Raw genomic sequence first — 25,247 nt, 5'->3', positions numbered from 1 at the left:
ATTCATCTCCTGCGCACCCGATAGTTCAGTGCCACCAGGCTGACAAGCAACAACGCTGCACCGGCATTATGGGAAACCGCTACCGCCAGCGGCAGACCGAGCAGGACATTGGCGATGCCCAGCGCAACCTGCAGCGCCAGCACCCCCCCCACGGCCACCCCCATGCCGGCGTAACCCGGGGTGCGCAGCAGGCGCAGCACCAGCCAGCCCAGATACAGTACCACGATCAAGGCCATGGTCCGGTGCGTCCAGTGGATGGCCGTCAGCGCCGTCAGCGGCAGCAGTTCACCGGAAGCGGTTTCGCCCAGTTCGCGGTGCAGCGTGAACGCATGCTCGAAGTCCATCGGCGGCATCCACACTCCCTGGCACAGCGGATAATCGGTACACGCCAGCGCTGCATAGTTGGTGCTCACCCAGCCGCCCAGCGCTATCTGCATCACCACCAGGGCCAGCCCGAACGCTGCGCTGCCACGCAAATGGTCGACCCGTGCAAAATAGGCATGGCTGAAGCGGCCGCGCTCGCGCAGCCACAACCATACCAGCAGCGACAGCGTGGCCATGCCCCCCAGCAGGTGCGCGCTGACGATCAAGGGCTTGAGCAACAGGGTGACCGTCCACATCCCCAGCAACGCCTGAAACACGATCAGCCCCAGCAGTGCCGCAGGCAGGGCAGGGCTGCCGTTCGTATCGCGCCGCCCGCGCCAGGCCAGCACCGCAATGGCCAGCACCAGCAGCCCCAGCGTGCCGGCAAGGTAGCGATGCGCCATTTCCTTCCACGCCTTGGTGTGCGAGACCGGGCCATCGGGGCGCACGGCGAGTTCGGCGTTGATCGCATCAACCGCATGATGCGGCGTCAGCTTGCCATAGCAGCCGGGCCAGTCGGGGCAGCCCAGGCCGGCATCGGAAAGGCGCACGTAGGCCCCCAGGCTCACGACCCCGAACGCGAGGATCAACGCGGCCAGAATGAAATTGCGGTATATCGCCATGGTCAGTTGCCTGAATCAACCTATCTGGGAAGCCTTGAGCAGGAGCTTGAGATCCTTCATCATGCGTTTGGCATCGACCCGGGCAGGGAAGCGCAACATCAGATTGCCCAGCGGATCGACCAGATAGATATGCTCAGTCCGATCCCGCACGGCAGGAAACTGGGCAACAAAGGCCACGTTTTCCGGCCGCCACACATGCAGACCGGGGTGCTCCTGCAACAGCGTCGCTTCGGGCACCCCGGTTCCGGTCAGCACCCACAGCCGCTCCAGCCGGGTCTGCTCCTTGCCCTGCGCGATCCGCGTCTGCCGCATGAGATACAACTGCGCTGCACACGCTGCGTCGCAGTCCGACACGCCCACATGCACCATCACCCATTTGCCGCGCAGCGTATCCAGGTCGAAGGACCTGCCATCGAGTGCCGTCCCCGCCGTCTGCTGCAGGGGCGTGACCTCAAGCAGGTCCCCGTAATTGGTGTGGCCCGCCGGGCGCCAGCCGAAGTAGGCCAGATAGGCGACGGCCACCGGTATCACGAATACACCGATCAACAACAGGAGTTTACTGCGCTGGGTCAATTGCATGGGCTGGCTAACTTGTCTTTCGGGACATGGAATCCACGTCGCCGTCATGCTGACGTTTCACATTCATCACCAGCCACAATACCGCCAGTGTCGTTGCCAGACTGTACCACTGGAAGGCATAGCCAACATGCATGGCGACCCCGGTATCGGGGCGTGGCCAGCTACGCTGCAAGCCGTCATGCTGCGCACTAGTCTGCAACAGCAGGACTGGTTGCAGTGTCAGTCCGGTGGCGCTCATCGCATAGCGTGCAAAGTCGAGGTTCTGCCAGACCCGCCCTTGTGGCATGGTATGCGCCAGTTCGACATAGCGAGTATGCGGGTCGACCGCCATGCCTTCCAGCTTCACCTGGCCCGCGGGCACCGGCGGCGCCGGAATCTGCTCCCGGGCGCGTCCCGCCGCCACCCAGCCGCGATTGACCAGAATGGCGGTTGCGCTGCCGTCTATTCTGAGCGGCGTCAGCACGTGGTAACCCGCGATGCCGTTCTTCACCCGGTTGTCGAGCAAGATAGTGTGCGCATCGTCGAATATGCCCTGTACTTCCAGCTTGCGGTACAACACGCTGTCGCGGTCGAGCAGCGCGGCGCCGACGTGGATGGGGGGATCGCGCAGCGCCGCATCGTAACGCGCCTGCAGAGCGCGTTTGGTTTCGGCGCGCCCGCTTTGCCAGTTGCCGAGCGCCAGCGTCAATGCAAAGAAAAACAGCGCGGCCAGCGTGGGCCACAAGGTCGGGGCAAACCGCCACGATCCGACACGCAGTTTCAGCAAGTGCATGGGCGGAGCAATGCAGTTAGACTGGGATTTTGCCGAGCCGCCTTTTCCATGCGCATCATTGCCCTGCTTTTCATTGTCTTCATCCTGGCCAGTCTTGCCAGCGCGCTCTACTATCTCATCAAGGACAAAGGGCAGACCGATCGCACCGTCAAAATGCTCACTGTACGCGTTGCACTCTCGCTCATCCTGTTCCTCTTGCTGATGGGCGGATATTACTTCGGCGTCATCCCGCAAAGCGGGCTGCGCTGATTCGATGCAATAAAAAGCCGCATGTCAGGCGGCTTTTTATTCGATTCGAGCGCCGCGACCAGGACGGCTTGCTGGTTTGCTTGCCGGACGATTCAGATCATCCAGTAAACCAGGATGAACAGCAGCACCCACACCACATCGACAAAGTGCCAGTACCACGATACCGCCTCGAACGCGAAGTGGTGGCCCGGCGTGAAATGGCCGGCGATCGAACGCAGCAGCATGACAAGCAGCATTGTCGTTCCCACCAGAACGTGAAAGCCATGGAAGCCGGTCAGCATGAAGAAGGTGGCGCCGTATACGCCGGCGCCGAGGGTCAAGCCCAATTCGGTATAGGCATGGTGATATTCGTAGACCTGCAAGCCCAGGAAGGTTGCCCCCAGAGCCACCGTCATCGCCAGGCCTGAAATCAGCTGCATGCGATTGTTTTTTTTAAGTCCCCAGTGAGCCCAGGTCACGGTCACGCCGGAACTCAGCAGCAACAGGGTATTGATGGCCGGAATACCCCAGGCACCCATCGGGGTGAACCTGAACCCGTCCGCCGTCAGCCCCGGCCCTGCGGTAGGCCACGTGGACTGGAATGCCGGCCACAATTGCTGCATGGTGTCGCCCTCGCCGAGCCAGGGCACCGACAGTACGCGGGTGTAGAACAAGGCGCCAAAAAAAGCAGCGAAGAACATCACCTCGGAAAAGATGAACCAGCTCATCGACCAGCGGTACGAGGAGTCGACCTGCTTGTTGTAGCGGCCCGCCTCGCTGTCGCGTATGACTTCGCCGAACCAGCCGAACATCATGAACAGCAGGATCGCCGTACCGGCCAGCAGCACCCAGCCGCCATGGTCGATCTCGCGCATGGTCATGACGCCGCCTACGGCCATCAACAGTAGCGCGACCGAGCCGATGATCGGCCACAGCGAAGGTTGCGGCAGATAATATTTATCGGTTTGTGCCAGGCCCATGTCGTCCCCTCTTCCTTGTCTGTTGATCGTTCATTTCACGAACTGCACTATCAGATAAACTACCAGCAACACCATCAACACGAACACGATACCGCCGGCCAGTCCTGCGACGATGATCTGCGCCGGGCTCAGGCTTTGCGCATCGGCATCGTAATCGCGCCGCTTGCGTACGCCGAAGAAACTCCAGAACACGGCGAGCGCGGCCTTGAGATGTCCCCTGTCAGCCACGCGCTGCCGCTTCCCGCCGATCCGCCGCCTGCGCCTTTGCTCCGGTGTCGAAGAAGGTATACGACAGCGTCACGGTATGCACTTCCCTGTCCATCGCCGGGTCCAGCACGAACAGCACCGGCATCCTGCGGCGCTCGCCTGCCGCCAGGGTTTGCGGAGTGAAACAGAAGCACTCGATTTTCTTGAAGAATGCGGCCGCCCGCGCCGGGCCGTAGCTTGGAACGGCCTGCCCCACGATCGCCTGATTGCTGCTGTTGGTCACTTCGTATTCCACCTGCACCAGCTGGCCCGGGTGCACTCTGAGGCTACGCTGCATGGGTTTGAACTGCCACGGCAAAGCGGTATTGGTATTGGCGTCGAATTCCAGCGTCACCCAACGGCTGGTATCGACCTGAGTATTCCTCACCAGGCTCTGCTCGTCCCCCGAATTGATGCCGGTAACCTCGCAAATCTTGTAATAGAACGGCACCAGGGCAAAGCCGAACCCGAACATGCCCAGCGTCGCCACCACGAGCTTGGTCAGGGTTCTGGCATTGCCCATGGCCATGACCTATTTCAGACCACTGTACAAGGTGAACAAAAACAGACCGAGGGCAAACGCCGCCAGAATGGCGGCCGTACGGTATTTGCCGTTGCGCTTGTCCATCGTCATGCCTGCCGTGCCCCCGCTCACTTCACCACCGGCGCGGTTTCAAAGGTGTGATAGGGGGCGGGTGACGGCACCGTCCACTCCAGGCCTTCGGCGCCCTCCCACACCCGGTCAGGCGCCCTGGCCCCACCCTTGATCGACTTCAGGATCACCGCCAGAAAAATCAGTTGGCTGAACCCGAAAATGAAGGCGCCCAGCGTTGCGATCTGGTTGAAATCGGTGAACTGCAGTGCGTAGTCCGGAATCCGGCGCGGCATTCCGGCCAGCCCTAGAAAGTGCATCGGAAAGAACACGGTGTTCATGCCGATGACCGACAGCCAGAAGTGCCATTTGCCCAGGGTTTCGTCGTACATGTGGCCGGTCCACTTCGGCAGCCAGAAATAGATTCCGGCAAAAATCGAGAACAGCGCCCCCGACACCAGCACGTAGTGGAAGTGCGCGACGACGTAATAGGTGTCCTGCAGCTGGATGTCGACCGGGGCAATCGCCAGCACCAGTCCGGAGAACCCGCCGATGGTGAACAGACAGACGAAGGCGATGGAGAACAGCATCGGTGTTTCGAAGGTCAGCGAGCCCTTCCACATCGTGGCCACCCAGTTGAACACTTTCACCCCGGTGGGAACCGCGATCAGCATGGTCGTCAGCATGAAGAACAGCTGCGCCGCTACCGGCATGCCGACGGCGAACATGTGGTGCGCCCAGACGGTGAACGACAGGATCGCGATCGACGCGGTGGCGTAGACCATCGAGGCATAGCCGAACAATGGCTTGCGGGAGAAGGTGGGGATGATCTGCGAAACGATGCCGAAAGCCGGCAGGATCAGGATGTACACCTCGGGGTGCCCGAAGAACCAGAAAATATGCTGGAACATCACCGGATCGCCACCGCCCGCCGCGTTGAAAAAGTGGGTGCCGAAGTTACGGTCGGTGAGCAGCATGGTCACCGCGCCCGCCAGCACCGGCATGGTGGCGATCAGCAGATAGGCGGTGATTAGCCAGGTCCACACGAACATCGGCATCTTCATCAGCGTGATCCCGGGCGCGCGCATGTTGAGGATGGTGGTGATGATGTTGATCGAACCCATGATCGACGACAGGCCCATGATGTGCACCGCGAGGATCGTGAGGTCATACGAAATTCCGCCCTGGATGAACAGCGGCGGGTACATCGTCCAGCCCCCCGCGGATGCACCGCCCGGCAGCAGGAACGAGGACATCAGCAGGATGCCTGCTACTGGCAGCAGCCAGAAACTCCAGTTGTTCATGCGCGGGAATGCCATGTCCGGCGCACCCAGCATCAGCGGTACCTGCCAGTTCGCAAACCCGGTAAAGGCCGGCATGATGACGCCGAAAATCATGATCAGGCCGTGCATCGTGGTGAGCTGATTGAAAAAGTCCGGCTGCACGAGCTGCATGCCGGGCTGGAAGAGTTCGGCGCGGATCAGCAATGCCATCGACCCGGCGGCAAACAGCATGATGAACGAAAACCACAGGTAGAGAGAACCGATGTCCTTGTGGTTGGTGGTGGTCAGCCAGCGCATGACGCCGCTGGGGCGCGCGTGGTGTCCGTGGTCATCGTGGGCGTGTGCTGCGTCAGACATGGCTGGGCTCTCCTCTCGATTGTTCACTGCGCGGCAGGGGCGGCGGCTTCGGCGGCCCCGCCGCGGGCGGCGGCGATGGCGGCAGGTTGCGCCGCGTCGCCCATCTTGTTGTCCCACGCATTGCGCTGGTAGGTCACGACAGCGGCAATGTCCGCATCCGACAACTGGCTGGCGAATGCCGCCATCGCAGTGCCCGGCCGGCCGTTCAACACCACCCGGATATGATCCGCAATCGGCCCGGTGGCGACTTTGGAACCGTTGATCGGCAGGAATGCACCCGGAATCCCCATCCCGTTGGCCTGGTGACAGACTGCGCAGTTGGCCTGATAGACCTTCTCGCCGCGCGCCACCAGTTCGGCGACGGCAAAGGTTTTGTCATTGTCGGCCGCGGCAGCATGTGCGGTACCTTGTTTCTTCGCCACCCATGACTTGTAGTCGTCCTCCGACACCACTTCAACGACGATGGGCATGAAACCATGCTCCTTGCCGCACAGTTCGGCGCACTGGCCGCGGTAGGTGCCGATCGTGTCGGCCTTGAACCAGCTGTCGCGGATGAAGCCGGGGATCCCGTCCTGCTTGACGCCAAGCGCAGGCACCCACCAGGAATGGATCACGTCATTGGCGGTGATCAGCACGCGCACGCGTTTGCCGACCGGCACCACCATCGGTTCGTCGACTTCCAGCAGATAGTGTTCCCCCTTGGCGACGGTGCCGTCGATCTGCTCGTGCGGAGTGGCGAGGTTGCTGTAGTAGCGGATCCCGTCGTTGAGGTAGTCGTAGCTCCATTTCCACTGGTAGCCGGTGATCTTGATGGTCATGTCCGGATTGGAGGTGTCCTTCATGTCGATCACCACCTTGGCGGCAGGATAGGCCATCCCCATCAGAATGATGAACGGAATTACCGTCCAGATGACCTCGACCGTGGTGTTTTCATGGAAGTGGGCTGCCTGGTGGCCGAGCGATTTGCGGTGTTTCAGCAGCGAATAGAACATGACGCTGAACACCGCGATGAAAATGACCAGGCACACCAGCATGATGAGGTTGTGCAGCTGGAATACGTCGTGTGCCACCGAGCTCGCCGGCACTTGCAGGTTGTATCCGTAATCGGCCAGCACCGGCGGGCTCACCGCCAGCGCCGCCCACCTCATTCCCGATCGTTGCCACTTGCTGTTCATCGCCTTCCCCTATCCTGTCGACTCTAGTTATTGATAGTCGCTGCGGCGCGTTTTTGCACATTCATGCCTGCAACTTGTTGCGCAGCGTGGCAGCCAGTTGCAGCCGCGCCTCGTCACTCAGGTACTGTCCGACCTCCGTTTCGCGGCCATGCGAACTCAGGCGGAGGCGGCAATTTCGGCCGGGCGCACTGCAATCGCATAGCACGCGCACCCACGGGCGATTCATTTCACGGCGCTCGCCACGGGTGCCGGCATGCCACTCCAGCACGATCAACTCACCTTCGATCAGAAGGGTTTCGTAGTCGCCTTCGCGGCGGCGCAAGGCCTGGAATGCCCATGCCAGCAAACCGATTCCCAGCCCGGCAAACGGCAGGATCAGCCAGTAACCCAGAAGCGCAAAACCGGTTGCCGTTGCAAAACACGACACCGCCAGGCTCCAGAAGGCGAGCCGTTCCTGAGTGCGCGTCAGCGAACAGCGGGGGCCGGAGCGGAATACAAACGCCTCGGCCGAGCCGCCTGCGCCGTCTTCCGTACCCACCTGTTCCATGTCGGAAACCCGGGAAACCGTATGCGGCAATATGTCGCAGACAGTAACACGGCGTCCGCCGCCCGAACAAGCCGGGCGACAAGGTTAAAGCCTTGATTTACATAAAGAATATTATTATTAACGACTATTCTAAGATGCTAATTATCGCGGCAGCGTCAGCCAGGATGACGCGTCGGCTGAAAAAGCCGGATCGCTACTAAACGCCTGCACGCCCAGGCAGGGTCCCGGCAGGCGGGCACGCAGGGCCTCCAGGTTGGTCGCCGGTTGCGCCATCGCCGGGTCGATGTGGTTGCCCACCCAGCCTGCCCACGGCACCTGCCGGCGGGCTATCGATTCGACTGTCAGCACTGCATGATTGAGGCATCCCAGGCGCAGGCCCACCACCAGCACAACGGGCAGCGCCAGCTGCTGCGCCAGGTCGGCCATGTCCTCGCGCTCGTTCAAGGGCACCCGCCAGCCGCCCGCCCCTTCGACCACCACCGCATCGGCCCTGGCGGCCAGCCGGGCGTATGCCGCAGCGATGACGGCCAGCTCGATCCGCACACCGGCCTGTGCCGCGGCGAGATGCGGTGCGATGGCCGACTCGAAGGCATAGGGGTTCACATCGCGCACGTCGGCCGCCACGTTGGCCGCCTTCAGCAGTGCCGCCACATCCTCATTCAGCCCGCCTGGCGGGCTGCCTGCCGATACCGGCTTCATCGCCGCCACCCGCAGTCCCTCCGCGCGCAGGGCGTGGATCAGCGCTACCGCCACCCGCGTCTTGCCGACGCCGGTGTCGGTGCCGGTGACGAACAGCCCGCGGGCCGTCATGGCAGTCCCAGCGTGCGGCGGCGCTCGCCGATCTTGAACTGGATCACCTGGCGGCCGTCCTCGCGCTGCGTCTTGTCGCCTGCCCACGCATGGCCGTAAATCACCTCGAAGGTAGCCGGCAGGCGGCCTTCGCGCCGGTGCAATTCATACGCCTGTTCCAGCCGCATCCAGGCCGACTTGCCGAGCAGCCCGCGTCGCCGCGCCGTTGCCGCGTTGTGCGCACCGATGCCCTTGAGATCGCGCATCAGGGTTTTGAGATCGGCGTAAGTCAGCGTCAGCATTTCCATCTCCATCACCGGATTGACGAAACCGGCATGCATCAGCATGTCGCCGATGTCGTGCAGGTCGATGAAGCGATTGACGTGCGGTGCGTCGTCGATGGCGGCGAACGTCGCGCGCAATTCCTTCAGCGTATCGGGACCGAAGGTGGCGAACATGAGCAGGCCTCCGGGCGCCAACACCCGATGCAAATCCTTCAACGTGGCTTCAAGATCATGCGCCCACTGCAGCGCCAGGCTCGACCAGACCAGATTCATGCTGTTGGCCGCCAGCGGCAGACGGCCCATGTCCGCACACACCGCGTAGTGCTGCGGCGCGTTGCGCGTAAGCAGATGCGACAGCGCGCGTTGCGCCCGCGTCGGCTGCGGCAGCCGCGCGCGCGCGGCCGACAGCATGGCCGGGGCAATGTCGAGCGCGCAAAGTCCGGCCGCCGGGTAGCGCGCATGCAGATGCGCCAGGCCGTAGCCGGTGCCGCTGCCGACATCGAGTACCCGGCCCGGCTGCAGCTTCATGAAGTCGAGGCGTTCCAGCAGGCGGTCGCACACTTCGCGTTGCAGTACTGCATGCGCGTCGTAGCTGGCGGCTGCATGGTCGAACGCCCGCCGCACTTCGGCAAAATCGAGTTCGGGTTCAGTCATGCGCAAACCGTCCGATTGCAGCGGCCACCTCTTCCGCGTGAGACAGGTGCGGCGCGTGCGCGGCACCGGAAAACTCGACATGCCGTACGCACGGCAGGGCCTCCGCAAGCCAGGCACCGGCCGCCGGCGGCGTGAGGGTGTCGAGCGCGCCATGCAGCACCAGGGTCGGCTGCGCCAGCCGCGGCAATTCCGCCCGCAGATCGGTGTCGCGCAGCATCGCCAGCCCGCTCGCCAGAGCCTCGCTGCTGGCCACGGGCGCTGCCAGCAGCGTCTGCCGCAACCTCTGCAGTAGCGTCTTCTGCCCCGGCATGCCACGCGTCTGCAGACTGAGAAAGCGCAGCAGCGTGGCCTGCGGATCAGTCAGCAACGCGGCGCCGAAATCCTGCAGGTCGGCCAGCGCCATGCCGCACTCCCAGTCCGCCGTCGCAACGAAGCGGGGCGTGGACGCCAGCAGGATCAGGCGTGCGATTTTGTGCGGGTGATCGAGCGCCGCGCGCATCGCCACCTGCCCGCCGAGCGACCAGCCGAGCAGCGTCGCGCCTTCCGGCAACTGTTGTGCCAGGTCGTCGGCCCAGCCCTGCAGGGCGTTGTCGGCCACAGCAGCACGTCCGCCGTGCCCCGGCAGATTGAGCGCGCGCACCTCAAAACCGGTCTCCAGCAGGCGGCCCAGCGCGTCGAACACGTGGGCATTCATGCCCCAGCCGTGCACCAAAGCGAGGACAGGTTTAGCCGCCTGCATGCAGCGCCGTGACCAGCCGGGCGACATCGTCTGCACTGTGTGCGGCCGACAGGGTGATGCGCAGCCGCGCCGTGCCCGCCGGCACCGTCGGGGTGCGGATGGCAGGCACCAGCAGGCCACGCTGCAACAAGCTTTGCGACAGCCGCACCGCAGCGGCATTGTTGCCGATCAGCAGCGGCTGGATCGGCGTGCCGGACGACATCAGTGCGCCGTATTTCAGGCCCGCCAGGCCTTCGCGCAGTTGCACGACGAGGCTGCGCAGGTGCGCGCGCCGCGCTTCGCCTGCCGCGATCTGGCGCAGGCTTTCGAGCAGGCTTGCCGCCAGCAGTGGCGGCGAGGCGGTGGTGTACATATAGGAGCGCGCTTTCTGGATCAGCCAGTCGATCACATCTTGATGCGCCGCCACGGCGGCGCCCGCGACTCCGGCCGCCTTGCCGAGCGTGGCGAGATAGACCACGCGGTCGCTGGCGCGGGCACGCTCGGTCAGCCCGCCACGGCCGTCATTGAGCACGCCAAAGCCGTGCGCGTCGTCGAGATAGAGCCAGGCATCGTAGCGTTCGGCAAGGTCGAGCAGGGCGTCGACCGGCACGGTGTCGCCGTCCATGCTGAACACCAGATCGGCAACGATCAGCTTGTCCTGCGCCTTGCTTGCCGCCAGCTGCCCTTCGAGCTGGGCCAGGTCGTTGTGGCGATAGCGGGTAAACGTCGCTCCGGACAGTTGTGCGGCATCGACCAGCGAGGCATGGTTGAGCTTGTCGCCGAACACTTCGCCATGGCGCCCGAGCAAGGCCGTCACGACGCCGAGGTTTGCCATATAGCCGGTGGAAAACAGCAGCGCTGCCGGCTTGCCGACGAAGCGCGCGAAGGCGGCTTCGAAGTCCTCATGGAAACGATGATGGCCGGTGATGAGATGCGCCGCCCCGGCACCGACGCCGCATTCATCCAGTGCCGCATGCGCGGCCTGCACCAGCGCCGGATCGGCGGCGAGGCCGAGATAGTCGTTGCTGCAGAACGAGACGACGCGCTGGCCGTCGATCGTGACGTGAGCGCCCTGTGTGCCGTCGAGCACACGGCGCCGGCGTTCCCGATGATCGGCCTGCAACGCCGCCAGCCCGCCCTGCAGGCGGGTCAGCGCGGCGTGCGTCACAATGGCATCAGGCCCAGCGAGTCGAACAGGCGCTGGTCGCGCTCCCACTCCGGATTGCCTGTGGTGAGCAGTTTTTCGCCGTAGAAGATCGAGTTGGCGCCGGCGAGGAAGCACAGGGCCTGCACCGCGTCGCTCATCTGCTGGCGGCCAGCCGACAGGCGCACGAAGCTCTGCGGCATGCAGATGCGTGCGACCGCGATGGTGCGCACGAATTCCAGTGGTTCGAGTGCCTCGGTGCCGGCGAGCGGCGTGCCCTCGACCTGCACCAGCAGGTTGATCGGCACCGATTCCGGCTGCGGGTCGAGCGCCGCCAGCTGCGCGATCAGCCCGGCGCGCTGGGTGCGCGATTCGCCCATGCCGACGATGCCGCCGCAGCAGACGTGAAGGTCGGCCTGGCGCACGCGCTCCAGCGTGTCGAGGCGGTCCTGGTAGTCGCGGGTGGTGATGATCTCGCCGTAGAACTCGGGCGCGGTGTCGAGGTTGTGGTTGTAGTAGTCGAGCCCGGCTTCCTTCAACTGTTCGGCCTGGCCGTCCTTCAGCATGCCCAGGGTGGCACAGGTCTCCAGGCCCAGCGCTTTCACCTCGCGCACCATGTCGAGCACCGGATCGAGATCGCGCTGCTTCGGCCCGCGCCACGCCGCGCCCATGCAGAAACGCGAGGCACCGGCATCCTTGGCGGCCTGCGCGGCCTTGAGTACGTCGTCCAGGTCGAGCAGGCCCTGCTTTTCCACTCCGGCGTCGTAATGGACCGACTGCGGGCAATAGCCGCAATCCTCGGAACAGCCGCCGGTCTTGATCGACAGCAGGGTCGAAAGCTGGACCTTGTTGGGATCAAAATACGCACGATGCGTGGTCTGCGCCTGGAACATCAGATCGGCAAAAGGCAACGCGAACAGCGCGTCGATCTCGGCCACCGAGCGTCGCACAGGCGGGTGGGTCAAATCATTCATTAATTGCTACCTCGATGGTCATGTCCTGCCACGGCTCGCGCGCGGCCTTGTAAATATCAAACAGCGCCCACGGCACGATGATCAATACTGCCAGCCCCAGCACCAGCATCAATCCCCGCCAGCCATCGAGCAGGCCGTAGATCGCCGGGCCGATCACCATCAGGCTGCCCATCACGCCGTAAAAGCGGTAGCCTGCCCACTTGTTGTAATGCGCGGCGCGCGAATTGGGGTGGTGGGCGATGCTGGCATAGACGAAAATCGATGCACCCAGCCAGATCATCACCGGCGGCAGCGACAGCACGAAAGGCAGGAAGCCGATCTTGTGGCTGGCCAGCAACCGGCCCAGCAGCAGCGCGGTGATCGATAACGTCAACGCCACCACGGTCAGGATGTTGAAAAGCTGGGCGGCAAAGCGGGAAGACGAGGCAGAAATGAGGCGTTTGGCTTTCATGGCGGGGATTTTCGGGGGCGCCGGCCCCACTGTCAAATTCGGAGCACGGCAGAATTGAACATTCGATTATTTTTTAATCGATTATTCCCGCCCGCCTGCCTGCTGTGCAGCGGCCACTCAACGCGTGCGCTATGCCCCGAATGCCACGCCGATCTGCCCTGGCACCGCCAGCCGCACTGCCCGCAATGCGCCACCCCAACCCCCGACGGCCAGCTGTGCGGCGCCTGCCTCAAACACCCCCCCGCATTCGATCGCACCTTGGCAGCGCTGGTTTATGCCTTTCCGCTCGATCGCCTGATCCCGCATCTGAAATACCACGGCCGGCTTGCCGTTGCGCCCGTACTGGGCGAGTGCCTGGCCCGCGCCGTGGCATCCGCCCCTCGCCCCGACCGGCTGATCGCCATGCCGCTGCACACGCAGCGTATCCGCGAGCGCGGTTTCAACCACGCCACCGAAATCGCACGCGAGACGGCAAAGCGGCTCCGGCTTCCGCTCGATGTCGCCAGTTGCCGACGCATCCGCGACACGCCGCCGCAAATGGGGCTGAAGCACGCAGCGCGGCAGCGTAATGTGCGCGGCGCATTCGCATGTTCGGAGGGCGTTCGAGGACTGCATATCGCATTGATCGACGACGTGATGACGACCGGGACCAGTTTCGACGAACTGGCCGCGACGCTGAAGCGCGCAGGTGCGCGCGAGGTGAGCTGCTGGGTGGCGGCACGCGCGCTGCCGCCACCATGAGGAACGCCCCCGCACGGGGGCGCGGATAGGCGCTGAGGCGCAGCGGCCTCAACAAGCCCGGGGAAATCCCTCCTCGATCGGCAGCTCCGGATCCTGCGACCATTCGTTCCACGAACCGAAGTAGATCTTCACGTTCTTGACCCCGGCCTCCTTGAAGATGAGGAAGGTGTTGGACGCGCGCGCACCCTTGAAGCAATACAGGATCACCGGTGTTTCCGGTGTGATGCCGGCGGTGAGGCACTCGGCCAGCACCTCGTCCTTGGCCTTGAATACCGGGCCGGCGGCGCCGGGCTTCATCATGCGATACCACTCGATCCAGCGCGCGCCGGGAATGCGGCCTTTCCTGGGGCTGAAATCGCGGCCATACGGCGACGAACTCGCACCGATCCATTCGTCGACATCGCGCACGTCGAGCAATGTCACCCCGCCGGCGTCCATCGCCGCCAGCACTTCATCGGCGTCAACCATCACGTCGGCCGGCCCGCCCAGCGGGAACGTTGCCGGCGTCGGTGCCACCGTTTCGGTACTGGTCGGCAGGCCGGCTGCCTGCCAGGCCTGGTAACCGCCATGCAGCACCTTGATCTTGGGATAACCAAGATAGTTGAGAATGAAATAGCCCCGGCACGACTGGCCGAAGCCCGAGTCCATGGCGTCTTCGTACAGCACGGCGGTTTCCTTGCCCGACAGCCCCGCCGCGCCGAACATCTCGGCAAACTTTCCCTTGAGGACTTCGAGCCCCTGCGGATCGGAAGTCGCCAGATGGGTAAAAATCTCGCGCAGATTCACGGCACCGGGCAGATGGCCCCTGGCATAGGCGGCGGGATCGCGGGTATCGATGACAACCGTGGGCTCGTTCGCCATCGCAGCCTGCAGGTCGTCGGGTTCAATCAGTACACTCATTCAATTCTCCTGGTCTGTAGTGCAAAGAAGCCTGCCTGGCGGCAAGCTGGATCGCGACAAGGTGCGTGCAGGCCGATGCGGGTTGAGTGCACCCACGTCCATACATGCAGCCTATCGACAGGCCTGGAGTTTATAAATAAAACTTACGGGGTTTCAGGGAAAGAAAATGCGCGGAAAACAGTACGAAATACTCACGGAATCTTGCACCGCACCCTGCCCGCTTCAGCTAGGCGTCGCGCACCTCACCCGTAGATTTCTTCCACCGCAAAAATCCGCCGGTGCTCGCGCATGGCATAGCGATCGGTCATGCCGGCGATGTAATCCGCCACGGCACGCGCGCCTTCCAGCGACTCGCGCGCCTGGTGCTCGGGCGGCAGCAGGCGGGCATCGCCGGTAAACGCGGTATAGAGGTCGGTAATGATGCGGTTGGCCTTGGCGCTCATCCGCGCCACCTTGTAATGGCGGTACAGATGGCGCAGCAGGAAACGCTTGAGTTCGCGGTGCTCGTCGAGCAGTGCCGGGCTGAATGCCGCCAGCGGCGGCGCCGCGCGCACCTCGTCCAGCGTCTGCACGCCGCTGTTTTCGATATTGATGCGGGTGGTGTTGACCAGGTCGAGGATCAGCGTATTGATCATGCGGCGCACGGTTTCGGTCACCACGCGGCGCCCGCCCAGCGCCGGATACAGGCTGCGTACCTCGCTCTGGTGGCGCGCGAACAACTGCACTTCCGCCAATTGCTCCTCGGTGATCAGGCCGGAACGCAGGCCGTCGTCGACGTCGTGATTGTTGTAGGCGATCTCGTCAGCCAGGTTGGCAATCTGCGCTTCGAGCGAGGGTTGCCGCTTGTCGAGAAAGCGGCGCCCGACATCGCCGAGTTTTTCTGCATTGCCCAGCGAGCAATGCTTGAGGATGCCCTCGCGTGCCTCGAAGGTGAGGTTCAGTCCATCGAACCCGGCATAGCGTTCTTCCAGCAGATCGACCACGCGCAGCGACTGCAGGTTGTGCTCGAAGCCGCCGTGTTCGCGCATGCAGGCATTCAAAGCATCCTGCCCGGCGTGGCCGAACGGCGTGTGGCCGAGATCGTGCGCCAGCGCCACCGCCTCCACCAGATCCTCGTTGAGGTTCAGCAGGCGCGCGATGGTGCGGCCGATCTGCGCCACCTCCAGGCTATGGGTGAGACGGGTGCGAAACAAATCGCCCTCGTGGTTGACGAACACCTGGGTCTTGTATTCCAGCCGGCGGAACGCGGTGGAATGGATGATGCGATCGCGGTCGCGCTGGAATTCCGAGCGCGGCGCGGCGGGGCCTTCGGCGTGCAGGCGCCCGCGGGACTGACTGGAATGCGCTGCGTAGGAAGCGAACGACGGTTCCATCAGGTCTCCTTGGGGTTATCGGGGCGCGCTCAGCACTGCGTTCAATACCTCGGGCGGCACCTCGGCGGTGATCGCCGCCTCGCCCAGCCGCTTCAGCAGCACGAAGCGCATCCTGCCGCCCTCGACCTTCTTGTCGTGGCCCATGTATTCGAGATAACGATCGACACCGAGATCGGGCGCGACGTCGGGCAGCCCGGCGGCGCGGATCAGCGCGCGGGTGCGCGCGACGTCACCCTCCGCAATCCAGCCCATGCGCTGTGAGGTCTGCACCGCCATCACCATGCCCGCCGCCACCGCCTCGCCGTGCAGCCAGTTACCGTAACCCATGCCGGTTTCGATCGCATGACCGAAGGTATGGCCCAGATTGAGAATCGCACGGATGCCGCCTTCGCGCTCGTCCTGTCCCACCACCTGCGCCTTGATTTCGCACGAACGGTAGATCGCATGGGCGATCGCCGCCGAGTCGAGCGCGCGCAGCCTGTCCATGTTCGCTTCCAGCCAGGCGAGGAATTCGGCATCCCGGATCAGGCCGTACTTGATCACCTCGGCCAGTCCCGCCGACAGTTCTCGTGCAGGCAGCGTCTTCAGCGTGGCGGTGTCGGCCAGCACCGCCTTGGGCTGGTAGAACGCGCCGATCATGTTCTTGCCGAGCGGATGGTTGATCCCGGTCTTGCCGCCCACCGAGGAATCGACCTGCGACAGCAGCGTGGTGGGAATCTGGATGAAAGGCACGCCGCGCTGGTAGCTTGCCGCCGCGAACCCCGTCATGTCGCCGACCACCCCGCCGCCCAGCGCGATCAGCGTGGTCTTGCGTTCGGCCCGCTGGGTCAGCAGCGCATCGAAAACCAAGTTCAGCGTCTCCCAGTTCTTGTGGACCTCGCCGTCCGGCAATATCACCTGCGCCACTGTCACGCCTGCGGCTTCCAGCATCGCCTTCAGCGGTGCCAGGTACAGTGGCGCCACCGTGGTGTTAGTCACGATCATTACCCGCTTTTGCGCAAGGTGCGGCAGGATCAGTTCGGGCCGGCTCAACAGGCCACCGCCAATGTGGATGGGGTAGGAACGGTCGCCTAGAGGGACATGAAGGGTTTGCATGAAGCCAAAAAATGAAACGAGTTGTCCGATTGTAACCAATGCCACCATATTCCCTGAACCGGCACGTATGGCACACTGCTTACCGGCACGCGAGCCAGTAAGTTTTGCAATAACGACATGAATACACATTCATCAATCGGCGGATTCTCGCCAGCAAGTTTCCGGAGCTGATGCGAATGCACGCGCCTATAGCAGTCTCTTATGTGTTGCCGTGCCGCCAGCCTTGATGAAATCCCGTATGCACACTCCATGACCGGATCGACCTGCCATGCCTGATCGCATTTTACTGGTTTCACCCGCTTCGCCTTTCAATCCCCAGTCGGGCGCGCAGCAGCGCACCGCTTTATTGCATGAAGCGCTACGCACACTGGCTGACGTCGATGTATTGCTGATGGAACCTACTGCCGGCCCCAGCCGACTGGAATCTCCCAAACCCGGGGTCCTTGCACATGGACTTTGGCACCAACGTCCGCTCGGCATCGGAAAATTTAAACCGGACAACGCCCTAAACCAGGCACTCAAGGCAGAAGGGGTTGACCTCAGGCACTACCGGCTGATCGTCAGCCGTTACCTCAACCCTCTGACCAAACTGCTCATCCCGCCCGGCCTGCATAGCGTGGTCGATCTGGACGACTGGGGTTACCACTACACACCGGGTGGACTGGCGTTGGCCACGCAGCTCAAGTCGAAGTATGCGGCCTGGCTGGCACAACGACAGCTCAGGCGTTTTGACGCCTATTTTTTCGTCAGCCAGCGGGACCAGGCACGGTATCGCGAACTCAAATCGGCACTCCTGCCCAACATTCCCTACAACCCGCCGGCCCAACCATTTCCGCAAGTAGACAGCTCCACCCTGCTTTTCGTCGGCTCGCTTTGGCATGCACCCAATCGCGATGGGATCGACCGCTTTCTTTTCCGCTGCTGGCCGGTCATCAAGGCAGCCTGCCCAAAAGCCAGATTGCTGTTGGCAGGCGCCGCGTCTTCCGCCCTGCGACACGCATGGGAACAACACCTCGACGTTTCAGCCCCTGGTTTTGTTGACAACCTGGAAGAGGCGTATCGCGAAGCTGCATTCACCATTGCACCGATCTATTCCGGTGGCGGCACCAACATCAAGATTCTGGAATCGCTCGCTTATGGCAGGGCATGCATAACAACACCTTACAGCGCCGACGCCTTCAGGGCGGACTTGGAAAATGCCGGCCTGGGAATCGCGGGTGATGACGCACATTTTGCCGAACAATGCATAGCCTGGCTGGGAGATCGCGATGTCCGGGAACGTAATGCAGAGAAAGGGAGTTCCAGGATCGCGACACACTATACGCGCGCCCTGTTTGTCGAGCGAGTCACGCAGCTTTGCGCCCCACTCCTGTGACGAGCCTGGATATTGACGATGCGCAGACAATATTTGATCAATTAGGCCATCATTGCTCGTAATGCCCTGCGGGGCGTTCTACCCTTGCGTCGCTTACGTATTTTGACACCCCAGCTTGTCATGCCCGAAGTAGCCATACGTTTCGCCATTAATGCTGGAGATGTCTGCGACCCCTCCAGGTCCCTGGACAACCTGGCCATGTTCAGTGCCTTGATGCAGTCGCTCCGCACACAAAACCCAGCCTCCAGCTTTACCATCATCGGCGGACAACGCCGTTCAATTGTGGTGCCGAGCGTCGGGCACACACCCTTCGTGCAGGCCTGGCACGGGGCAGCGGGAACGCGCGCGTTCGATGAATTAATACGTCAACATCATGCCTTGTTCGTCATGGGTGGACGTATATGCTGCAGGCATTCGATCGGGCACTGCAACACAGGGAATTCGTACATGTACGCTATACATCGATCGGCCAGCCTGACAAGATCAAGCGGCTTACGGGCTGCTCGACCTTGTTATCACCGGGTGCATGCATTTGCTTATTGCCTCACTGGAAAACGGCACCCCTACATTGTCGATTACCTACCAGGACAAGTTCGAATGCCTTTACAGCACTTTGGTCTGTCGCTCCAACACATCACTACACCCATACGATGTCGATGATGAATTCCGGAGGAAAATCAACGACGCATTCATACGTAGGCATGACAATCACGCACGTATACTCAGTCATCTGCCAAAAGTGAACGTCAATGATGAGCGACGCCTATCAGAATGCCTTCCGAACTGGAGCTTTATCTCGAACGGCTATCCCCTCTCGATGCATTGGGGCAGAAGGACCTGACAGCGATCATCAAGCGAAAATGTGGCTGTTTCAAACCGAACAGGCACTCAAACTCAATCGTTTACGTCCATTTGCCAAGAAACTTCTGAGCAGAAACTAACGCAAGCCCGCACAAGAACATATGAGTCATGAACACAAACACAATGACAGCTTATTCAGGCAAGAACCCAAGTAATCTCAGATTGAAGTGCCATATTTGCAGCGCAGAAACCAGAACCCTATTCACTGCAGCAGTTCTCAACAAACATGAGGCCAACTATCGCTACTGCGCAGAATGCGATCACCTGTTCGTCAGTGAACCCACATGGCTGGAAGAAGCCTACTCCGAAGCCATCGCCCAGGAAGACACGGACGTTGCCTCCCGCAATATTTTTACTGCCCTGCGGCTCGCGGCAATCAACTACTTTGTCCTGGGTGACCGCGGGAAGGAAAAATACGTGGATGTAGCGGGCGGATATGGTCTGCTGACCCGGTTGATGCGTGATTTGGGATTCAATTATTTCTGGTCCGACCGTTATGCCGCCAACCTCTTTGCGCGCGGCTTCGAGTATGACGCCACGCAAGGCGCCTGTCTGTCTGTCAGCGCCGTAGAGATACTGGAACACACACTCGATCCGCTCGATTTCATACAACGTACCCTTGCTGACCATCAGTCCGACACCTTGATTTTTACGACCGAGGTTTTTGCGGACAACGCCCCGCCTTTACCAGAACACTGGAGTTATTACGCATTCGGCACTGGCCAGCACATCGCTTTCTTTTCCCGCCTGGGGCTGGCCCGCCTGGCAGAGCGGCTGGGCATGACGTACTACCCGCTGGGACGGCTGCACGTGTTCTCGAGAAAACGCCTGCCACGATGGAAGCTCCTGCTCGCCAGTCACAAATTGCTGGTCATCCCCCTCGCATTGCTAGCCGCCTGGCGACTGGGCTCCAGACGCGGCCGCGATCAGGCCATAATACGCAACCAAACGAACCGTACACGGGCATAGAATTTGCTCACTAATTCGCCCATGACTTCCTCGCTTCCGACGCCGCTCAGAAAAAAATGAGCCTTGGCCATTCCATCCGCCACGGCGCCAAATGGGTGTTCATCGGCAACACCGGTAGCCAGATCATCAACTTCGCCCTCGGGCTGGTCCTCGCACGCCTGCTGATGCCGGCCGAATTCGGCATGGTGGCGACCATCCTGATCTTCACCAGCCTGGCCGGCTTCGTCGCCGGCGGCGGCATGGGGCAGGCGATCGTGCGCGCAAAGGAGGCGTCGAAGCGCGACTTTGACCTGCTGTTCACCCTGCAGACGCTGATCGGCCTGGCGATCGTCGGCTTCTTCTTCACCATCGCCCCCTGGTTCGGTCGCTGGTACGAGAACCCGCTGTACGCCGACCTATTGCGGGTGGCGGCACTGTCCTTCATGGTCCGACCCTTCTTCAACGTGCCCAGCAACATGCTGCACCGCGACATGCGCTTCAAGGCCAAGACCGCCGTCCAACTGAGCAACCTCGTCGTATACAACGCTGTCGCGCTGAGTCTGGCCTGGCTCGGGCACGGCCCCTGGAGCCTGATTCTGGCGGGTTTGTTCAGCTCTGTCGCCGGCGCGCTGCAGTTCGCGTGGTATGCCCGCTGGCGCCCGGGCCTGTGCTTCGATTTCGCGCGCGCCGGCGAGCTGATGCGTTACGGTCTGCTCGCCTCCAGCAACAACATCGTCTACTACGTGCGCAGCCAGTTGCCGACTTTCCTGCTGTCGCGCAGCATCGGCCCGGCCGGCGTCGGCCTGTTCAACAAGGCTGAGAGTCTGGCGACGCGCCCGCACAGCGTCATCACCGGCTCGGTGTACGAGGTGCTGTTCCGCGCGCTCGCCAAGGAGCAGGACAACCTCGACAAGTCGCGTTACCTGTTCTTTCGCAGCCTGACCCTGGTCGCGGTGTATGGGCTGCCGTTCTACCTCGGCTTCCTGTGGCTCGCCGAGCCGCTGGTCGTCACCCTGTTCGGCCACCGCTGGGCTGACTCCGCAGCCCCCCTGACGATCCTCAGCCTGGCCGCGCCGCTGATGATGATCGAGAACCTGTCCGGCGCGGTGCTCGCCGCGCGCAACGGCCTCGGCAAGGAACTCGTCGCCCAGGTGATCATGATTTTCATCGCGGGTGCGGCGATCATCATCGGTCTGCCCTACGGCATGCAGGGCGTGGCAGCCGGCCTGGCGATCGCACTGCTCTACATGAGCACCCACATGTTCTGGCTGGCGCAGCAGTCGCTCCAGGCGCGCTGGGCCGACCTGGCACACGCCTTCATGCCGGCCCTGTTGCTGAATGTCATCCTGGCGGCGGCCCTGTGGCTCCTCGACCAGCTCATTCCGCCCTCCGTGCAGGCAATCGACGCGCTCTACGTACTGCTCATGTCGAGCACGGGTGCACTGGTTTACGCCCTCGCTTTCCTGTACTTGCCGATCCCTGCACTCGCCGCAGAGACGAACCGCTGGAAAATCAAGCTTAAACTCGCCAAGCCTACCCCCCTATGACCTGGCTCGATCCCCTCTCGCGCGCAATGCACAACCAGGCTGGCCAGCATGGTCCGGCCATGCTCATGTATCACGCCGTCACGCCTGGTGCAGGCACACCGTCCTGGCCGTGGGCGGTGTCGATGCAGCGCTTCCGCGAACAGCTCGACTTTCTCGCTGCCGAGGGCTATGCCACCCCGACCATGGGCACGCTCGCGGCCAGGCCGGCCAAGGCATGGGGGGGGCGCACCGCCGTCATCACGTTCGACGACGGCTACGTCGACAATCTCGCCGCCTGCGAGGAGCTGCAGAAGCGCGGCATGCGCGCCACCTGGTTCATCGTCAGCGGCTCGATCGGACGCGAGCCCGCCTGGCCGGCCGATGGCCGGCCTGTGGGACGTCTGCTGAATGCCAACGAACTGCGCGAGATGCAGGCCGGCGGCATGGAGATCGGCTCGCATACCGTCAGCCACGCTCGCCTTACTGAACTCGACGACGCTGCCATGATGCGCGAACTCGTCGAATCGAAGACGACGCTGGAAACCCTGCTCGGACAGCCGATTGGCAGCTTCGCCTATCCCTACGGCGCCTGGGACGTGCGCTGTGCCGAAGCCGCGCAACACGCCGGCTACGCGGCTGCCTGCACCACCCGCACCGGCTGGGTCCTGCGCGACGGGAATCCGTATCAACTGCGGCGGCTGACCGTGTTCAACAGCGACACCCTCGGCAGCTTCGCACGCAAGCTTTATTTCGGCAGCCATGACGTGCGCTGGCGCGACATCGCGGCCTACGCGTTCCGGCGCCTGAAACGCACCTGAGCCCGGCCGATGCCGCCCACCGTCTCCATCGTCATGCCTTGCCACAACGCCGCCGCGCACCTGCCAGTCAGCGTCGGCAGCGTGCTGGCACAGACCTGCGCCGACTGGGAACTGATCGCCGTGGACGACGGCTCGACCGACGCTACACCGGCCTGGCTCAAGGCGCAGACCGACCGCCGCATCCGCATGCTGAGCCAGCCAAATCGCGGCGTCAGCGCCGCGCGCAACGCCGGCCTGGCAGTGGCACAGGGTCGCCACGTGGCCTTCCTCGATGCGGACGACACCTGGTCTCCGCAATTTCTGGAACACATGCTGACCGCCCTGGAATCACGTTCCGATGCCGTGCTGGCGTATTGCGGCTGGCAGAATCTGGGGCTGCCGGGCGGGCGCGGTGCGCCCTTCGTGCCGCCGGATTACGAGAATGCCGACAAGGCCGAAACCCTGTTTGCCGGCTGCCGCTGGCCGATCCACGCCGCGCTGGTCAAGCACGCGGCCGTGCTGGCGGCGAACGGTTTCGATCCGGCGCTGAAGAACGCCGAGGACTATGCCCTGTGGCTGCGGGTGGCGACGACCGCGCCCATCGTGCGGGTGCCCGAGGTGCTGGCCTACTACCATTTTCACGGCAGCAGCCAAGCCTCGGGTGACCGTGCGCGTGCCGCCCTGCAACACTGGCAGGCGCAGCGCGATTTCCTGGCCGCCCACCCGGACTTCGCCGCCACGCTCGGCCGAGCGCGCATTCGCGCGCTCACCAGCGGCGAGCTGCTGAAGCGCGGCTATGCCTGCTACTGGCAGCGCGACCTGCCGGCCGCCCGCGCCATCTTCCGCACTGTCATGAAACAAGGCTATGGCACACTCTCGGACTGGAAACACATGCTACCCGCCTGGCTACCTGCAGCCTGGCACCGCTGGCTGATCAACCTGCGAGATCGCAATGCCCCGACGCCCGATGGACAACTTTGACCCCGCGCTGATTTCCGTCGTCATGCCCTGCCACAACGCCGCTCCCTACGTGGAAGAGGCGATCGCGAGCGTATTGCAGCAGACTTATCCGCAGGTCGAACTCGTCGTCGTCGACGACGGCTCGACGGATGGCTCGGCCGACATCGTCGAGCGTCTGGCCATCGCCCATCCCGGCCGCGTCACCGTGCAGCACCAGACCAACAGCGGGCCCTATGCCGCGCGCAACCAGGGGCTGGCGCACGCGCGCGGCAACTTCGTCGCCTTCCTCGATGCCGACGACACCTGGCACCCCGACGCGCTGAAGCAACTGCATGCAGCGCTGACCGACACCCTGGCGGACGTAGCCTACTGCGGCTGGCAGAACGTAGGCGAAGCGGCGGCCAATACCCAACCCTACGTCCCGCCCAACTACGCCGAGACCGATGCGGCCGCGCTATTCCTGCAAGCCTGCCCCTGGCCCATCAATGGCGTGCTGCTGCGACGCCAGCTGGTCGACACCCTGCGCGGATTCTCGGAGCGTCGGCCGACTGCCATGGACTACGACCTCTGGCTGCGCATGCTCGTCCAGCAGCCCACCGTGGTCCGCGTGCCCGAAGTACTTGCCTACTACCGCCGCTACCCGCGCGGCGACGCCCACATTCCGCGCTGGCGCCAGGTATTCGACGCAATCGCCGTGCGCGAGGATTTCGTGCGACATCATCCCGAACAGGTCGCCCATCTCGGTCGCAACGAGCGCGACGCCCGGGTCTACGGTTCGCTGCTGCCCGAGGCCTATCGCTGCCACTGGCGCCGCGACACCGATTCGGCGCGACGGCTGTTCCGGCACGCCTTCCGCCGCGCCGACTGGAATGCACGCGACGCCAAGTACATCCTGGCCAGCTTTCTACCGGCACCAGCCTTTGACGCCCTGATCCGCCTCATCGACGCGCGTCGCAGCGCACGCACCCTGCCCTGATCGCATGCCCACGCTCACCGTCGCCTTCTGTACCTTCAAGCGTGCCGACCGGCTGGACAAGCTGGTCGGCGCGTTGCGTGCGCAGTCGTGCCCAGCGCCGTTCGATATCCTCGCCGTCAACAACGACAGTCCGGACGACACGCTCGAGGTGCTGGCGCGGCTGCAGCGCGAACCGGGGGCGCCGTTGCGCATCGTCACCGAGACCGCGCCCGGCATCGTACCCGCGCGCAACCGCGCACTGGCTGAAACGCTCGGCCGCGACATCCTGGTGTTCATCGACGACGACGAACTGCCGCAGGCCGGCTTCCTGGCCGCGGCGTACGACGCGATCGCAAACGAAGGTACGCACTGTGCCGGCGGCCGCATCGAGATCGACTTCAGCCCCTGCCGCCGCCCTGGCTGGCTGGATGACGAGGTCGCGGGTTTTCTCGGCCGGCTCGACCACGGCGCCAAGCCCTTCTGGATTGCCGACGACACCACGCCGGTGTGGAGCGGCAACACCGCCTACGCGATGCCGTTCTTCCGCGACCATCCGGAACTGCGCTTCGATGCACGCTTCAACCGCACGGGCGAAGGCGTTGGCGGCGGCGAGGATGCCATGATGCTGCGCGCTCTGCTCGATCTCGGCGCACGCATCCGCTACCGGCCAGACATGGCGGTATGGCACGGTGTCGACCCCTGGAAGCTCACGCCACGCTATTTCCTGCAGTTGCATTACCGCGCCGGCCTACGCCATGGCCAGTTTCGCCTGCCGGCGTTCCCGCACACCGTATTTGGCATCCCGCCGTTCCTGCTGAGACAGTTTCTTCGTCATTGCCTGACGACACTGAAGCTGCTGCTCTCTAGCAAATCGCGCCTGTTGCGCCAGGGCATGAATACCACCCACGCGCTGGGCCTGATCGTCGGCTACCAGCGCCGTTCGCAGACCTGACCTCC

Annotated in this window: 28 protein-coding genes; 9 read left to right on the top strand and 19 right to left on the bottom strand. The window is 63.2% G+C overall.

Going from position 1 to position 25,247, the window contains the following annotated elements; genetic code table 11:
• Positions 1–2 precede the first annotated feature (2 nt).
• From B059_RS0104400 to B059_RS0104390, 3 genes are read right to left on the bottom strand one after another with little or no spacing between them, the layout of a single operon-like run.
• Complete coding sequence (locus tag B059_RS0104400) at positions 3–986, bottom strand: COX15/CtaA family protein (RefSeq protein WP_018077035.1); 984 nt, start codon at positions 984–986, stop codon at positions 3–5.
• A 15-nt stretch (positions 987–1,001) separates the two neighbouring features.
• A complete protein-coding gene (locus B059_RS0104395) occupies positions 1,002–1,565 on the bottom strand; it encodes an SCO family protein (protein ID WP_018077034.1) in 564 nt (187 codons plus the stop codon).
• Positions 1,566–1,572: 7 nt separating this feature from the next.
• Positions 1,573–2,337, bottom strand: a complete 765-nt coding sequence (locus tag B059_RS0104390; RefSeq protein WP_018077033.1) for an SURF1 family protein — start codon at positions 2,335–2,337, stop codon at positions 1,573–1,575.
• 48 nt (positions 2,338–2,385) lie between these two features.
• Between B059_RS0104390 and B059_RS0104385 the strand changes: the two genes are divergently transcribed.
• Positions 2,386–2,586: a twin transmembrane helix small protein gene (locus tag B059_RS0104385; RefSeq protein WP_018077032.1), complete on the top strand. Its 201-nt coding sequence runs from the start codon at positions 2,386–2,388 to the stop codon at positions 2,584–2,586.
• 92 nt (positions 2,587–2,678) lie between these two features.
• Here the strand turns inward: B059_RS0104385 and B059_RS0104380 are convergent, their stop codons facing one another.
• The 13 genes from B059_RS0104380 to B059_RS0104320 form a co-directional block, all read right to left on the bottom strand.
• On the bottom strand, positions 2,679–3,545 hold the full coding sequence (locus B059_RS0104380; protein WP_018077031.1) for a cytochrome c oxidase subunit 3: 867 nt from the start codon (positions 3,543–3,545) through the stop codon (positions 2,679–2,681).
• A 30-nt stretch (positions 3,546–3,575) separates the two neighbouring features.
• On the bottom strand, positions 3,576–3,773 hold the full coding sequence (locus B059_RS0104375) for a DUF2970 domain-containing protein (protein WP_018077030.1): 198 nt from the start codon (positions 3,771–3,773) through the stop codon (positions 3,576–3,578).
• Complete coding sequence (locus B059_RS18615; RefSeq protein WP_018077029.1) at positions 3,766–4,320, bottom strand: cytochrome c oxidase assembly protein; 555 nt, start codon at positions 4,318–4,320, stop codon at positions 3,766–3,768. The genes B059_RS0104375 and B059_RS18615 overlap by 8 nt, the downstream gene beginning before the upstream one ends.
• Positions 4,321–4,323: 3 nt before the next feature.
• Entirely contained in the window at positions 4,324–4,446 is a 123-nt protein-coding gene (locus tag B059_RS21605) for a hypothetical protein (RefSeq protein WP_272867456.1), read from the bottom strand.
• Complete coding sequence (gene ctaD, locus B059_RS0104360; protein ID WP_018077027.1) at positions 4,443–6,023, bottom strand: cytochrome c oxidase subunit I; 1,581 nt, start codon at positions 6,021–6,023, stop codon at positions 4,443–4,445. Before ctaD ends, B059_RS21605 begins: the two co-directional genes overlap by 4 nt.
• Before the next feature lie 23 nt (positions 6,024–6,046).
• The gene (coxB, locus tag B059_RS0104355; RefSeq protein WP_018077026.1) at positions 6,047–7,171 is read right to left on the bottom strand and encodes a cytochrome c oxidase subunit II; all 1,125 of its coding nucleotides are present in this window, start codon (positions 7,169–7,171) and stop codon (positions 6,047–6,049) included.
• Positions 7,172–7,259: 88 nt separating this feature from the next.
• The gene (locus B059_RS0104350; RefSeq protein WP_018077025.1) at positions 7,260–7,745 is read right to left on the bottom strand and encodes a DUF2244 domain-containing protein; all 486 of its coding nucleotides are present in this window, start codon (positions 7,743–7,745) and stop codon (positions 7,260–7,262) included.
• Positions 7,746–7,886: 141 nt separating this feature from the next.
• Positions 7,887–8,555, bottom strand: coding sequence for a dethiobiotin synthase (gene bioD, locus B059_RS0104345; RefSeq protein WP_018077024.1), 669 nt, complete (start codon positions 8,553–8,555; stop codon positions 7,887–7,889).
• Positions 8,552–9,472: a malonyl-ACP O-methyltransferase BioC gene (gene bioC, locus B059_RS0104340; protein ID WP_018077023.1), complete on the bottom strand. Its 921-nt coding sequence runs from the start codon at positions 9,470–9,472 to the stop codon at positions 8,552–8,554. The genes bioD and bioC overlap by 4 nt, the downstream gene beginning before the upstream one ends.
• Positions 9,465–10,211, bottom strand: coding sequence for a pimeloyl-ACP methyl ester esterase BioH (gene bioH, locus B059_RS0104335; RefSeq protein WP_026177305.1), 747 nt, complete (start codon positions 10,209–10,211; stop codon positions 9,465–9,467). The genes bioC and bioH overlap by 8 nt, the downstream gene beginning before the upstream one ends.
• Positions 10,198–11,358, bottom strand: coding sequence for an 8-amino-7-oxononanoate synthase (gene bioF / locus B059_RS0104330; RefSeq protein WP_018077021.1), 1,161 nt, complete (start codon positions 11,356–11,358; stop codon positions 10,198–10,200). The genes bioH and bioF overlap by 14 nt, the downstream gene beginning before the upstream one ends.
• Positions 11,355–12,308 (bottom strand): biotin synthase BioB, encoded by a 954-nt coding sequence (gene bioB / locus B059_RS0104325; protein WP_018077020.1) that lies wholly within the window; start codon positions 12,306–12,308, stop codon positions 11,355–11,357. Before bioB ends, bioF begins: the two co-directional genes overlap by 4 nt.
• Positions 12,301–12,759 carry a hypothetical protein gene (locus B059_RS0104320; protein WP_018077019.1) on the bottom strand — a complete coding sequence of 153 codons (459 nt, stop codon included), beginning with the start codon at positions 12,757–12,759 and terminating at the stop codon, positions 12,301–12,303. The genes bioB and B059_RS0104320 overlap by 8 nt, the downstream gene beginning before the upstream one ends.
• Positions 12,760–12,813: 54 nt before the next feature.
• On the opposite strand from B059_RS0104320, the gene B059_RS0104315 reads away from it, so the two are divergent.
• Positions 12,814–13,500: a ComF family protein gene (locus tag B059_RS0104315; RefSeq protein WP_018077018.1), complete on the top strand. Its 687-nt coding sequence runs from the start codon at positions 12,814–12,816 to the stop codon at positions 13,498–13,500.
• A gap of 48 nt (positions 13,501–13,548) precedes the next feature.
• On the opposite strand, the gene B059_RS0104310 is transcribed toward B059_RS0104315, so the two are convergent.
• From B059_RS0104310 to aroB, 3 genes are all read right to left on the bottom strand, one after another.
• Entirely contained in the window at positions 13,549–14,400 is an 852-nt protein-coding gene (locus tag B059_RS0104310; RefSeq protein ID WP_018077017.1) for a sulfurtransferase, read from the bottom strand.
• A gap of 242 nt (positions 14,401–14,642) precedes the next feature.
• Complete coding sequence (locus tag B059_RS0104305; protein ID WP_018077016.1) at positions 14,643–15,773, bottom strand: deoxyguanosinetriphosphate triphosphohydrolase; 1,131 nt, start codon at positions 15,771–15,773, stop codon at positions 14,643–14,645.
• A 15-nt stretch (positions 15,774–15,788) separates the two neighbouring features.
• Positions 15,789–16,868, bottom strand: coding sequence for a 3-dehydroquinate synthase (gene aroB, locus B059_RS0104300; RefSeq protein ID WP_026177304.1), 1,080 nt, complete (start codon positions 16,866–16,868; stop codon positions 15,789–15,791).
• A gap of 268 nt (positions 16,869–17,136) precedes the next feature.
• Here aroB and B059_RS0104295 point away from each other — a divergent pair, with 268 nt between their 5' ends.
• The 7 genes from B059_RS0104295 to B059_RS0104265 all read left to right on the top strand — a co-directional run bounded on the left by B059_RS0104295 (position 17,137) and on the right by B059_RS0104265 (position 25,242).
• Positions 17,137–18,243 carry a glycosyltransferase family 4 protein gene (locus tag B059_RS0104295; protein WP_018077014.1) on the top strand — a complete coding sequence of 369 codons (1,107 nt, stop codon included), beginning with the start codon at positions 17,137–17,139 and terminating at the stop codon, positions 18,241–18,243.
• Between the two features lie 969 nt (positions 18,244–19,212).
• The gene (locus B059_RS0104290; protein ID WP_245538727.1) at positions 19,213–20,073 is read left to right on the top strand and encodes a class I SAM-dependent methyltransferase; all 861 of its coding nucleotides are present in this window, start codon (positions 19,213–19,215) and stop codon (positions 20,071–20,073) included.
• A 56-nt stretch (positions 20,074–20,129) separates the two neighbouring features.
• Complete coding sequence (locus B059_RS0104285; RefSeq protein WP_018077012.1) at positions 20,130–21,599, top strand: lipopolysaccharide biosynthesis protein; 1,470 nt, start codon at positions 20,130–20,132, stop codon at positions 21,597–21,599.
• The gene (locus tag B059_RS0104280; protein WP_018077011.1) at positions 21,596–22,396 is read left to right on the top strand and encodes a polysaccharide deacetylase family protein; all 801 of its coding nucleotides are present in this window, start codon (positions 21,596–21,598) and stop codon (positions 22,394–22,396) included. The genes B059_RS0104285 and B059_RS0104280 overlap by 4 nt, the downstream gene beginning before the upstream one ends.
• A gap of 9 nt (positions 22,397–22,405) precedes the next feature.
• Complete coding sequence (locus B059_RS0104275; RefSeq protein ID WP_018077010.1) at positions 22,406–23,356, top strand: glycosyltransferase family 2 protein; 951 nt, start codon at positions 22,406–22,408, stop codon at positions 23,354–23,356.
• Positions 23,343–24,311 carry a glycosyltransferase family 2 protein gene (locus tag B059_RS0104270; RefSeq protein WP_018077009.1) on the top strand — a complete coding sequence of 323 codons (969 nt, stop codon included), beginning with the start codon at positions 23,343–23,345 and terminating at the stop codon, positions 24,309–24,311. The genes B059_RS0104275 and B059_RS0104270 overlap by 14 nt, the downstream gene beginning before the upstream one ends.
• A 4-nt stretch (positions 24,312–24,315) precedes the next feature.
• Positions 24,316–25,242 carry a glycosyltransferase family 2 protein gene (locus tag B059_RS0104265; protein ID WP_018077008.1) on the top strand — a complete coding sequence of 309 codons (927 nt, stop codon included), beginning with the start codon at positions 24,316–24,318 and terminating at the stop codon, positions 25,240–25,242.
• Positions 25,243–25,247 lie beyond the last annotated feature (5 nt).

The sequence above is a fragment of the Thiobacillus denitrificans DSM 12475 genome (genome assembly GCF_000376425.1).
Taxonomy (GTDB): Bacteria; Pseudomonadota; Gammaproteobacteria; order Burkholderiales; family Thiobacillaceae; genus Thiobacillus; species Thiobacillus denitrificans.
The sequence above is the reverse complement of the archived record's forward strand: the minus strand, read 5'-3'. Positions and strand labels throughout refer to the sequence as shown.